Source organism: Sphingobacterium sp. IITKGP-BTPF85, from assembly GCF_001006065.1.
GTDB classification, from domain to species: domain Bacteria; phylum Bacteroidota; class Bacteroidia; order Sphingobacteriales; family Sphingobacteriaceae; genus Sphingobacterium; species Sphingobacterium anhuiense.
This window is the reverse complement of record NZ_ASZT02000150.1, coordinates 1-12,559: the sequence shown is the minus strand read 5'-3', so window position 1 is coordinate 12,559 and position 12,559 is coordinate 1. Positions and strand designations below refer to the sequence as shown.

Below are 12,559 nucleotides of genomic sequence, written 5' to 3'. Positions count from 1 at the left end.
GCTTTCTCCAACCAAATTAATAGGCTGAGAAGAACCGTTCACTACTTTTATCCTCTCTTCGTCTATAACATTACCTAAACTTTTAACAATTATGGTATAAGTTCCATCTGGTAAAGTTGAAAATGAAACGATCCATTCCGATCTGTTGCAGTAGAAGTCCCCAATTCTTTAACTGTAACTGTAGCTGCTTCGATTGGAGCACCAGATTTGCTTTTTAGTTTCCCATGAATTCCATGATGTTGTGCAACCCCCTCAAGTTGTACCCCTCCAACTAATCCTAAGCTTAAAACTAAGCCGAGAAATGACTTTTTCATATGTATATGAATAATTAGATTAATTTTATTTTGGATGCAAACTTACAATCTTTTTTGATTCTATTTAGATTTATTTTAAATAAAGGAGTTGATTTATAAATAGCCATAACAAGCTAAAAAACAGTATTTTAAACTGCATAAAAAGTAATTTAAATTATATTTTATAGCTACTGCTACTAAAATCGGCTTCAATGATATCGATTCCCATTTATGATCCCAAATCTTTGAAAACCGAATGAATCAGCATAAAAATTGCATAAAAATGCAAGACAATATCATGATCCTTATTAATTATTTATACCTTTCCAATACTAATCCTTAAATCATGAAAAAGTACGTTCCTCTTCTTTTAATTTATTTGTTTCTGATAAGTCCAATAACGTGGGCACAAACGAACAGTTTAGACAAAAAAATTACTGATATCATGGCTCAATATGAAGCTATTGGACTGTCGGTAGCTGTTATTAAAAATAACGAGTTGTTTTTCAATAAATCTTACGGTTTGAAAAACAGAGAACAAGCACAACCTTTGGATCAGGATGACCTATTCAGAATTGCCTCTATATCAAAGTCCTTTTCAGCAACAGCTATTATGCAGTTAATAGAGCAAAAGAAATGTCATCTCGATGATGACTTTGGTGATCTAATAGGTTTTAAAGTTCAAAATCCAAAGTTTCCGAATAAGAAGATTACACTCAGAATGGTTCTCTCCCATACTTCCAGTATTAATGATAAAAATGGATATTTTGATCTTGATGTCATCAATCCATCAAAGTCAGATCAATATGCCTCTTCTTACAGCCCAAACGAACCTGGCACGACCTACGATTATTGCAACCTCAACTTTAATATGGTTGGCGCTGTGATTGAGCGCCTTTCAGGACAACGTTTTGACCAATATATTAAAGAACATATTTTAGATCCGCTGCAGTTGTATGCAGGATATTGCGTGGACTCTCTAGATCAAAACAAATTTGTAACCTTATATGAATACGATCCTGCTAAGCATGAGTTTTTTCCACAGCCCAGCGCTTATAATCCAAGATCGCTGGAAATAAAAAATTATACACTAGGGCATTCCACTCCTATTTTCTCACCTACGGGCGGGATGAAGATCTCAGCAGTCGATCTCGCTAAATACATGGGTATGCATATGAACTATGGTACAGGATTAAATGGAAAACAGATCATTAAGAAACGGAATTCTAAAATTATGCAGACGCCCATTACTGCTGAAGAAGGATATGGACTAGCTTTAAGATCCATCAACACATTGATCCCTAACAAAGTATTAATTGGACATACAGGCTCCGCATATGGTCTCTACAGTGCTATGTTTTTCGATCCTAAAGAAAAATTCGGAATTGTTGTGATAACAAATGGTTGCCGTATACCTGAAAACGTAGACTTTAACCCACTATTAAAAGATTGCATACAGCTCATTTATAAAGAAATGATACAGCAATAACCACTATATTATCATATTATTAAGGTTTATTTTTTCCAAAACAAAACTAGTATATTCGTGTAAATAGTAAAAAGAGAATATCATGCAACTTTATACAATTGAAACGCAGAACTTCAAATTAGATGGAGGTGCCATGTTCGGTGTGGTTCCAAAATCCATATGGCACAAAACAAATCCTGCCGATGCAAATAATATGTGCACCTGGACCAATCGCCTATTACTTATAGAAGATGGCGCAAAATTAATTCTTATCGATACTGGACTCGGAGACAAACAGTCTGAGAAATTTTTTGGACATTATTATATACACGGAGACAACTCCATTGACAAGTCTTTAGCAAAATATGGATTTAATAGAGAAGACATCACCGATGTTATTTTAACACACTTGCATTTTGACCACTGTGGGGGTGCTATAGTCCGCGAAGGTGAAAAACTGAGGCCTTCTTTTACAAAGGCGAATTACTGGAGTAATGCCGAACATTGGAACTGGGCCACAAATCCAAATCCAAGAGAAAAAGCTTCTTTTTTAGAGGAAAATATAAAACCGATACAAGAAAGCGGACAACTCAAGTTTGTCGAAAAAGAAAAAAATCCGTTTGGACCAGATATCCAAATCAGATATGCCCATGGACATACAGAGTCAATGATGTTGCCCCAGATCAAATATAAAGACAAAACAATTCTTTATATGGCAGATTTACTTCCTTCTGTGGGACATATACCCCTTCCGTATGTGATGGGTTACGATGTAAGACCATTGACAACCATGGAAGAAAGGAAAAATTATTGGGAAGAGATTGTCGATCAAGAATATATACTTTTCTTAGAGCATGACGCTTGAATGCTTGCTGTACCTTACAGCATACAGAAAAAGGAATACGGCTCAAAGACAGTTTTCAACTTTCTGATATTTAAACAAAAATGGGATGATTTTTAGATCATCCCATTTTTACTTTATTAGAATTTAAATCCAAGGACCCAATAGTTCTCGAAAAACCATATGGATTGACTTGCTTTATCTATATTATTTCTACCCGTTGTACGAATATTATTCAGGTCTGTCCAACCTGTTTTAAAACTCGTTTGAAGATATAATCCTCTAAAAAATGATACTGCAAACCTACTTTTGCAGCAGCACCGTAGCCGGCAATGTTCCAATAGTTATTCTCTCCAACTCCAAACAGACGAACATCAGTTCTAGGAACCAATAAACCTACTTCGGCACCTGTTTCCATCGACAAGTAAGACTTTCCGGTTCTGGAAACCCAGATATCATCATGTCTTTCTAAAGCGACAGAGGCAAAATTATAACCATCGGTATGCTCAAATTGCAATACCGAATCAACCAAAGTAACCTGTTCCCCATTATAGGTTCCAGCCATGCCATATGTTGGGATACCTGGTTCAGAGATCTCAGGACTTATATGTCCTTTAATTCTTACCGTCTGCGGAATATCAACAACATATTTCATGTGATCCCAACCTAAGGAAATCGAATAATTATCTTTTATAAAATAACCGAAGTGGAAATTAAACTGCGGAATGGAGATAGTTGCCGGGTTAATATAGGTCATGGACAGTTTAGTCGGTCTATCTGCAGCTTTTACATCCATTAATGTAAAATCATATCCGGTTCCTTTAAAACGGATATCACTCTTACCATAAGATGAAAAATTATAGCCCCAGTGAAAATAAAATTTTCCCTTATTACTTTCTGTACGGGAATATTTTGGATTGAAAATACTCTTAGCAATTGGTTTTGCTGGAGATTCATTACTATTATCTTGCGCAAATAAAGAAGAAGCAGATAAAGTTAGCGCACTTAAGGCTAATAAAAATTTATTCATATTGTTGTCAAAAAAAACCCGGCACAAAAGTACCGGGTTATGCGTTGATAAGCAAATAAAATTATTTTGCTTGGTTTTTACGTATAATGTTCAAAGCACCACCTTCTTTAAACCACTCAATTTGTTGAGCGTTGTAAGTATGGTTAGCTAAGATCTGATCTTCCGTACCATCTGCATGGTGAAGTACTAACGTTAGCGGTTGCCCTGGAGTAAATGTTGTCAATCCTAAGATGTCGATTGTATCGTCTTCTTGGATTTTATCGTAATCTTCTTTATTAGCAAAAGTTAAACCTAACATACCTTGTTTTTTCAAGTTTGTCTCGTGGATACGAGCAAAAGATTTAACCAACACTGCACGAACTCCTAAATGACGAGGCTCCATGGCAGCATGCTCACGTGAAGAACCTTCACCATAGTTTTCATCACCAACAACGATAGATCCGATACCGGCAGCCTTATAAGCACGTTGCGTTGCAGGAACTGGTCCGTACTCACCTGTCAATTGATTTTTAACGGAATCTGTTTTCTCATTAAAGTAATTAACAGCACCAATCAACATATTGTTCGAGATGTTATCCAAGTGACCTCTGTATTTCAACCAAGGACCAGCCATAGAAATATGGTCAGTTGTACATTTACCTTTAGCTTTGATCAATAATTTCAAACCTTTCAAGTCTGTACCTTCCCAAGCCGCAAAAGGTTCTAATAATTGCAGACGATCAGAATTTGGATCCACATCAATCTTAACCGATGAACCATCTGCCGCAGGAGCTTGATAACCCGCATCCTCTACTGCAAAACCTTTTGAAGGTAATTCATCACCAGTAGGCGGGTCTAATTTAACCTGCTCACCCTTAGCATTTGTCAAGGTGTCTGTCAATGGATTGAAACCTAAATCACCCGAAATGGCAATTGCAGCAACGATTTCAGGTGAAGCTACAAAAGCAAATGTATTTGGGTTACCATCGGCACGTTTAGCAAAGTTACGGTTGAACGAGTGAACAATTGTATTTTTCTCTTGTTTTTCAGCACCAACACGGTCCCACATACCAATACATGGACCACAAGCATTTGTAAAGATCGTAGCATTCAGATCTTCGAAAGTTTTCAATAAACCATCACGAGCAGCAGTATAACGAACTTGCTCAGAACCCGGATTGATACCAAATTCGGCCTTCGTTACTAAACCTTTATCAACCGCTTGTTTAGCAATAGAAGCAGCACGTGACAAATCCTCGTAAGAAGAGTTTGTACATGAACCGATCAATCCCCATTCTACTGTTGTAGGCCAGCCATTTTTAGCCGCTTCTTCACGCATGCGTGAAACTGGAGTATATAAATCTGGTGTAAAAGGACCGTTTAAAGAAGGTTCTAATTCAGATAAATTAATTTCAATAACTTGATCAAAATATAGCTCAGGGTTTGCGTAAACCTCAGGATCTGCAGTTAAATGTTCTTTCACTGCATTTGCTGCATCCGCAACATCAGCACGGTCAGTTGCACGTAAATAACGTTCCATTGACTCATCATAGCCGAAGGTAGATGTAGTAGCACCTATTTCAGCACCCATGTTACAGATGGTACCTTTACCCGTACAAGACATAGATTGAGCACCTTCACCAAAGTATTCTACAACCGCACCAGTACCGCCTTTAACGGTTAAGATACCTGCAACTTTCAAGATAACATCTTTAGGAGAGGTCCATCCGCTTAGCTTACCTGTTAATTTAACACCGATCAATTTCGGGAATTTAAGTTCCCAAGGTAAACCAGCCATCACGTCACATGCATCAGCACCACCGACACCGATAGCTAACATACCTAAACCACCTGCATTAACAGTATGTGAATCTGTACCGATCATCATACCGCCAGGAAAAGCATAGTTCTCCAAGACAACTTGGTGAATAATACCTGCTCCAGGCTTCCAGAATCCGATACCATACTTATTGGCAACAGAACCCAAGAAATTAAAAACCTCTTTTGATTCTGTATTTGCTCTTTGTAAATCCACTTGAGCTCCTTCTTTTGCCTGAATCAAGTGATCACAGTGCACAGTTGAAGGAACAGCCGCTTGAGGACGACCTGCTTGCATAAATTGCAATAAAGCCATTTGTGCAGTTGCATCTTGCATCGCCACACGGTCTGGAGCGAAGTCTACATAAGATACACCTCTATCGTATGTTTTAGTTGCATTACCATCCCATAAGTGAGTATATAAAATTTTCTCAGATAGGGTCAAAGGTTTATTAACCAAATTACGAGCAGCGTTTACACGCTCCTCATAACGGCTATATACCTTTTTAATCATTTCTATATCAAAAGCCATATATTTCTAATTTATGATATTAATTTAGTTAATTACCAAAACTTCAATATTAGTTTTTTACTTTGTCGAGATAGGCGCAAACTTAGTTAAGTTGATACCTTCGACAGCAGCTTTATACTCTTCAACGTTTGGAATTCTACCTAAGATAGCAGAAAGCACAACCACTGGAGTAGATGCTAATAAAGATTCTCCTTTTTTACCGTCTCTATCTTCAACAACACGACCTTGGAAAAGACGGGTTGAAGTAGCCATTACCGTATCACCTTTTGCCGCTTTTTCTTGGTTACCCATACAAAGATTACAACCCGGACGCTCTAAATACATGATATTTTCATACTCAGTACGTGCAGTACTTTTTGGCAAAGCATCACTGAATTCAAAACCCGAATATTTCTGTAAGTATTCCCAATCTCCTTCTGCTTTCAATTCATCAATGATGTTGTAAGTAGGCGCAGCGACAACTAATGGTGCATTAAATTTAACAACACCAAGTTGTTTCTCCACATTCTTAAGCATTTGAGAAACGATTTTTAAATCGTCTTTATGTACCATACAAGAACCTACGAAACCTAAGTCTACTTTTTTGTCACCGCCGTAATAAGAAAGTTCTCTAATCGCGTCATGTGTATAACGTTTTGAAACGTCAACATTGTTAACATCAGGATCGGCAATCATCGGCTCATCAATAATATCAAGATCGATCACGACTTCAGCATAATATTTAGCATTTGCATCTGGAGATAAAGCTGGTTTTTCACCTGTTCTAATTTCCTCGATACGTTTATTAGCTTTATCGATCAATCCCTGTAATACTTGATTTTTATTCTCCATACCCTTATTGATCATGATCTGGATACGGCTCTTAGCGATTTCTAAAGACTGAATTAACGTTTCATCTTGGGAGATACAGATCGAAGCTTTTGCTTTCATCTCTGCAGTCCAGTCTGTAAAAGTAAAGGCCTGATCGGCAAGAAGTGTACCGATATGTACCTCGATAATTCTACCTTGGAACACATTCTCTCCACCAAATTGCTGTAACATTTGAGATTGTGTCGCATGAACCACATCACGGAAATCCATGTGCTGTTTCATACTGCCTTTGAAAGTTACTTTAACGGATTCTGGAATCGGCATAGACGCCTCACCTGTAGCTAATGCTAAGGCAACAGTTCCAGAGTCAGCTCCAAAAGCAACACCTTTAGACATACGTGTATGAGAATCGCCACCAATAATAATCGCCCACTCATCAATCGTAATATCGTTTAATACCTTGTGAATAACGTCAGTCATGGCATGGTATTCTCCTTTAGGATCACGTGCAGTGATTAATCCGAAGTCGTTCATAAACTTCATCAACTTAGGAATGTTAGCTTGCGCTTTCTTATCCCATACAGATGCTGTGTGACATCCTGATTGATACGCACCGTCAACTGTAGGAGAAATAACTTTAGCAGCCATTGCCTCTAACTCTTGAGCGGTCATTAAACCTGTTGTATCTTGAGATCCTACGATATTCACTTTAACACGAACATCAGAACCAGCGTGTAACACTTTTCCTGGAGTTGAACCAACAGCATTTTTATTGAAGATTTTTTCAACAGCCGTTAAGCCCTGATTTTCAATAGAAATTTCTTTTGCAGGAGCAAAAACAGTCGGAATTGAAATCCCTAAAACTCCTGCTGCAAATGTTTGGATCTTTTTACCAAATACAATTGCATATGAGCCACCTGCTCTTATAAACTCTCTTTTTTGAGGAGTAAGCGCTTTAGAGATGTCGATCAATTCCTGATCTCCATTATATAATTTTTCAGTCTTCGTGTTGATTATAAGAACTGTTCCTGTAGCAACAGAATAAACTTCTTCTAAAACAGGTTCATTATTTTCATTACGGACAACTTGACCATTTTCGTCTACTTTTTTCTTCCAATTCTGAAGATCAATTCCAATACCACCGGTAACATCTACCGTTGTCAGAAAGATTGGAGAAATACCATTCGTACCACCAACAATTGGAGCAATATTTACAAATGGGATATAAGGACTTGCTTGTTTACCTGTCCATAACGCCACATTGTTTACACCTGACATCCTTGAAGATCCCACTCCCATTGTACCTTTTCAGCAATCAGCATAACGCTTGCGTCTGGATATTGTACCTGTAAAGCTTTGATTTCTTGCTGCGCTTCTGGAGTGATCATACATTTTCCATGTAGCTCACGATCAGAACGCGAGTGCGCCTGGTTACCTGGAGACAGTAAATCCGTAGAGATATCACCTTCACCTGCAATATAAGTTACAACTTTTATTTCTTCTGGTAACTCTGGAAGTTTAGTGAAAAATTCAGCTTGAGCATAGCTTTCAAGAATCTCTTTCGCAATTGCATTACCGCTGTTAAATGCTTCTCTTAGACGCTCTGTATCGGCATCATAAAGGAAAACCTGTGTTTTAAGAACTTCAGCAGCTTGCTTAGCAATAGCTGCATCATTACCTAACGCCAAATCCAGAAGTACTTCAATAGAAGGACCGCCTTTCATATGAGATAACAACTCAAATGCGTAAGTAGGTGTAATTTCTGCAACAGTCTCTTGACCAAGAATAATTTCTTTTAAGAACTTTGCTTTTACACCAGCCGCACTAGTCGTACCAGATAAAGTGTTGTAAATAAATAACTTCAGAGACTCGACTCTATTTTCGTTATTCAAATCTTTAATTTGAGCAATAACTTCACTTAGTAATTCTGCTCCGTCAATTGGTTTAGGATTTAAACCTTCACCTTTTCGTTCTACAACCTCTTGTACGTAATCGTTGTAAATACTCATAGTATATAAATCTTTTATATGTTTAAAGGCAATACAAGAAATATCAAATATTATCTCCTGATACTACCACACGTTTAATAATTAAGCTAAAAAAACATCAGTAATGCACTGCAAGCCGGTGCTTAAATTTAACTCTACAATTCTTTCATTTTGACGATCTGTTTTCATTAAAAAAAACTTGTCATCTCGTACTACAAAAATACTAAAAATCAACGGTTAATACATACCAATAAGACTTATTGCTTTAATTTGGAAATATTCTAAACAACATTTATTTCAAAACCAAACAACGAAACAACACACTAAAATACAGATACTTGACTATTTAAATTTAATATATTTAGGGTAAGAAATTAGTAAATTTTGACGCTAAGATTAAATATAATGTGGAAATAACCAACAAAAAAAGGGAAATCATATCCGATCCCCCTTTATAGCCAATATATTAGTTTAACTAAATATTTTTCAATTGAATATCAACAGCTTTCAAATCAGCTATTGACTGTGTTGGATTTGCTGCTGCAAACACAGAACTTCCCGCTACCAACACATCTGCGCCAGCTTGTAAAAGAGCGCCTGCATTACCTACTCCGACACCTCCATCGATTTCAATCAATAATCCATCATTCACACCTGCTGCCATAGCGCGCAATTGTTTTACTTTATTGTAGGTGTTTTGAATAAATTTCTGCCCGCCAAAACCTGGATTTACAGACATTAAACACACTAAATCTAAATCTGCAATCACATCTTCCAATAAAGAAACTGGTGTATGCGGATTCAAAGCGACGCCAGCTTTACAGCCTAATTCCTTGATCGCTGCTAACGTGCGATGTAAATGTGTACAAGCCTCGTAATGCACGGTAATAACAGCAGCTCCAGAATCTTTACATAACTGTAAATAACGATCAGGATCTACAATCATTAAATGTACATCTAAAGGTTTTGTAGCATGTTTAGCGATTGCCTGCATTACTGGAAAACCAAAAGAAATATTTGGCACAAACACGCCATCCATAATATCAATATGAAACCAATCGGCTTCACTATTGTTTACCATTATAATATCATCGTACAATTTAGCGAAATCCGCTGCCAAAACTGAAGGTGCAATAAGATGCTTTTTACTTGACATGAGTCTTTGATTTGTTTTTGCAAAGATAATTAAGTCTTGCGGATAGCCCGAATTTAAATCAAAAAAATAAACATAACCTGACCTCCTAATGACAATGAGCTTTATAATAGCGCATTTTTAAGTACATTTGTTTGAGTAATTTTTTATTATCCAACTACAATTCAACCCCGTGAGTAGATTAAAAATTAAATATAATCGTGAGTCCGACACTAATCTTAACCTTATTCGTAAGATAAGCTTAATATTGGCAACCATCATTCTTATTTGTATCTTCCTTCCAAAGCAGGCTCGCTTTCGCTATGAATTTCAGAAAGGAAAAGTCTGGGATCACGAAAACTTAATTTCTCCTTATAATTTTGCGATACTCAAAACACAGGAGGAACTAAATGAAGACAAGAAAAACATTCTTAAAACCATTCAACCTATCTATGACGTTAATTCGACCATCAGTAGGGAACAGATCGATCAATTTGAAACTGATCTAGCTGAAAAATGGCAAACCAATAAATTAGACACTACTCCTCAAAAATACAGGATTACCGTGCCGTCGGAAATGCCATATTAACGCATCTATACGACCGAGGCATCCTGTCTTTAAATAATCGTTTTCAAAACCGAAATGACGACAAGAGTCCTGCTGCAAAGCAGTATAATTTTACCTTGATACAAGATAAAGTCGCCACTCAAAAAATACAGCAGATTGTTATACAATCGAATCTTCTTATGAATACGCCAATTCAGTCTTAAGCAATTCGTCAAAGATCGTGTACAAGAAATGGCTCTTAGAGACATTAAAAAACTATATTACCCTAAATTATGTTTACAATGATCAACAGACAGAGCGACTGGAACAAAATGCTTTAGCAAATATCTCCTCTACCCGGGGAGTTGTACAAAAGGGAGAATTAATTGCTGAAAAGGATAAAATTATCAGTAATGAAACCTATCAGAAACTAGAATCATTACGCAAGATTTATGAGGACGAAGGAAAAATCTCTGGCAATCAGATTTACGTTACACTGGGGCAATTTTTGATTATCTCTCTTGCTTTATGTATTCTGATGGTATTTCTATATCTTTTCAGAAAAGACATCTATTACAACAATCGCTTGCTATCAATCATTATGATTGTGATCATCGGCATGCTTGCCGTCTTGTCATGGGCCATTAAGATTAAAATTCCTAATTTATACTACATTCCATTCTGTTCAGTTCCGATCATTATCCGCATCCTATTTGATTCCCGGGTAGCTTTGAATATTCACCTACTCATGGTCCTACTGGCAGCGTTATTTGTTCCGAACTCGTATGAATTTGTATTTCTGCAATTCATGGCTGGAATCGTGGCGATTTACAGTATCAAAACATTAGTAAAGAGAGAACAATTTTTCATCTCGTCAGCCATTATACTCGCGACTTATTTGATTGCTTATTTTGGACTTTTACTCACACGTAACGGATCCTTAAGTACCATTAACGTCATGGACGTCATCCCTTTTGTGGTCAGTGTCATGATCACATTAATGGCGTACCCATTAGTATACGCATTTGAAAAACTATTTGGAATCGTATCTGATCTGACATTAATGGAATTGACCAACAGTAATTCAAAGCTTCTGCGTGAACTTTCATTTAAAGCCCCTGGTACTTTCCAGCACTCCTTACAAGTAGCCAATTTAGCTGAAGCGGCTATCTACCGAATTGGCGGAAATCCTCTCTTAGTACGGGCAGGTGCACTTTACCACGATATTGGTAAAATGACAAACCCGCAATTCTTTATTGAAAATCAAAAAACAGAAAAGAATCCGCATGATGAATTATCACCTGAACAGAGTGCACAAATTATTATTTCACACGTTATAAAGGGCGTTGAGATTGCAAAAAGAAATCAGCTTCCAGATGTTATAATCGATTTCATCAAAACGCATCACGGTACGACAAAAGTCGATTACTTCTATAATTTATTTATAAAGAATAATCCCGACAAACTTGTTGACGAATCTTTGTACCAATATCCTGGACCTATTCCCTATTCGAAAGAAACAGCTGTACTAATGATGGCAGATTCTGTAGAAGCAGCATCTAGAGCTCTTAAAGAACATACGGAGGATTCTATTAATACGCTTGTCGATAAAATTATTGAGCATAAGCTGAAGCTGAATCAATTTGCAAATAGTAATATTACATTAAAGGAAATCACAGAATCTGCAACCATTTTCAAGGCAATGTTGAAGAGCATTTACCATGTTCGGGTCGATTACGATCTCAGCAAGAAAAAATAAGTGAAAATTATTCTGTAAGCAATAAATTGACATACAATCGCTTACTATAACCTTACGTATTTTTTGTATTTTTTTTATAAAATTGACTTTGCAGAATAGAATAATTGCCTTATGTTTGCAATGTCAAAACGAGGAAGGGTGCCTGAGTGGCCGAAAGGAACAGTTTGCTAAACTGTCGTACTGGAAACGGTACCGAGGGTTCGAATCCCTCCCCTTCCGCAAAGACAAAACAAAGCCCGACAATAGTCGGGTTTTGTTGTTTATGGACTTTTGTAAACGTTAGTTTTAACAAAAAGGATATAAACAACAAAAGTAATGAACAAAGTGAATGGCTTTGTTTTGTATTGAAGCCCCCCTTTTTG

The 12,559-nt window shown here is 36.9% G+C and carries 9 protein-coding genes, 1 tRNA gene and 1 pseudogene; 5 read left to right on the top strand and 6 right to left on the bottom strand.

From position 1 onward, the window contains the following. Nucleotides 1-89: 89 nt before the first annotated feature. Nucleotides 90-314 (bottom strand): carboxypeptidase-like regulatory domain-containing protein, encoded by a 225-nt coding sequence (locus L950_RS21070; RefSeq protein ID WP_021188291.1) that lies wholly within the window; start codon nt 312-314, stop codon nt 90-92. Between the two features lie 325 nt (nt 315-639). Here L950_RS21070 and L950_RS21065 point away from each other — a divergent pair, with 325 nt between their 5' ends. Together L950_RS21065 and L950_RS21060 are read left to right on the top strand one after the other, a co-directional pair. Beyond that, nucleotides 640-1,782: a serine hydrolase domain-containing protein gene (locus L950_RS21065; RefSeq protein ID WP_021188290.1), complete on the top strand. Its 1,143-nt coding sequence runs from the start codon at nt 640-642 to the stop codon at nt 1,780-1,782. Nucleotides 1,783-1,864: 82 nt separating this feature from the next. Continuing rightward, nucleotides 1,865-2,700, top strand: a pseudogene (locus L950_RS21060) (MBL fold metallo-hydrolase). A gap of 137 nt (nt 2,701-2,837) precedes the next feature. Here the strand turns inward: L950_RS21060 and L950_RS21055 are convergent. The 5 genes from L950_RS21055 to rpe all read right to left on the bottom strand — a co-directional run bounded on the left by L950_RS21055 (nt 2,838) and on the right by rpe (nt 9,915). Further along, complete coding sequence (locus L950_RS21055) at nt 2,838-3,632, bottom strand: hypothetical protein (RefSeq protein ID WP_231577750.1); 795 nt, start codon at nt 3,630-3,632, stop codon at nt 2,838-2,840. A 61-nt stretch (nt 3,633-3,693) separates the two neighbouring features. Beyond that, nucleotides 3,694-5,961 carry an aconitate hydratase gene (locus L950_RS21050; RefSeq protein ID WP_021188288.1) on the bottom strand — a complete coding sequence of 756 codons (2,268 nt, stop codon included), beginning with the start codon at nt 5,959-5,961 and terminating at the stop codon, nt 3,694-3,696. A 57-nt stretch (nt 5,962-6,018) separates the two neighbouring features. Then, nucleotides 6,019-8,049 (bottom strand): aconitase family protein, encoded by a 2,031-nt coding sequence (locus L950_RS21045; RefSeq protein WP_197086611.1) that lies wholly within the window; start codon nt 8,047-8,049, stop codon nt 6,019-6,021. Then, nucleotides 8,037-8,780 (bottom strand): hypothetical protein, encoded by a 744-nt coding sequence (locus L950_RS35885; RefSeq protein ID WP_197086610.1) that lies wholly within the window; start codon nt 8,778-8,780, stop codon nt 8,037-8,039. Before L950_RS35885 ends, L950_RS21045 begins: the two co-directional genes overlap by 13 nt. Nucleotides 8,781-9,234: 454 nt before the next feature. Next, a complete protein-coding gene (rpe, locus tag L950_RS21040) occupies nt 9,235-9,915 on the bottom strand; it encodes a ribulose-phosphate 3-epimerase (protein WP_021188287.1) in 681 nt (226 codons plus the stop codon). 169 nt (nt 9,916-10,084) lie between these two features. Between rpe and L950_RS34255 the strand changes: the two genes are divergently transcribed. From L950_RS34255 to L950_RS21025, 3 genes are all read left to right on the top strand, one after another. Beyond that, complete coding sequence (locus tag L950_RS34255) at nt 10,085-10,480, top strand: hypothetical protein (protein ID WP_031287187.1); 396 nt, start codon at nt 10,085-10,087, stop codon at nt 10,478-10,480. A 199-nt stretch (nt 10,481-10,679) separates the two neighbouring features. Further along, nucleotides 10,680-12,197, top strand: a complete 1,518-nt coding sequence (locus tag L950_RS21030; protein WP_231577749.1) for an HD family phosphohydrolase — start codon at nt 10,680-10,682, stop codon at nt 12,195-12,197. A gap of 132 nt (nt 12,198-12,329) precedes the next feature. After that, nucleotides 12,330-12,416, top strand: a tRNA-Ser gene (locus L950_RS21025). The last annotated feature ends 143 nt before the right edge of the window (nt 12,417-12,559 follow it).

Bases quoted from the DNA above. Each gene is read 5' to 3' on its own strand.
- L950_RS21070 (WP_021188291.1), bottom strand. From the start codon at position 314: ATGAAAAAGTCATTTCTCGGCTTAGTTTTAAGCTTAGGATTAGTTGGA.
- L950_RS35885 (WP_197086610.1), bottom strand. From the start codon at position 8,780: ATGAGTATTTACAACGATTACGTACAAGAGGTTGTAGAACGAAAAGGT.
- L950_RS21065 (WP_021188290.1), top strand. From the start codon at position 640: ATGAAAAAGTACGTTCCTCTTCTTTTAATTTATTTGTTTCTGATAAGT.
- L950_RS21045 (WP_197086611.1), bottom strand. From the start codon at position 8,049: ATGTCAGGTGTAAACAATGTGGCGTTATGGACAGGTAAACAAGCAAGT.
- L950_RS21050 (WP_021188288.1), bottom strand. From the start codon at position 5,961: ATGGCTTTTGATATAGAAATGATTAAAAAGGTATATAGCCGTTATGAG.
- rpe (WP_021188287.1), bottom strand. From the start codon at position 9,915: ATGTCAAGTAAAAAGCATCTTATTGCACCTTCAGTTTTGGCAGCGGAT.
- L950_RS21055 (WP_231577750.1), bottom strand. From the start codon at position 3,632: ATGAATAAATTTTTATTAGCCTTAAGTGCGCTAACTTTATCTGCTTCT.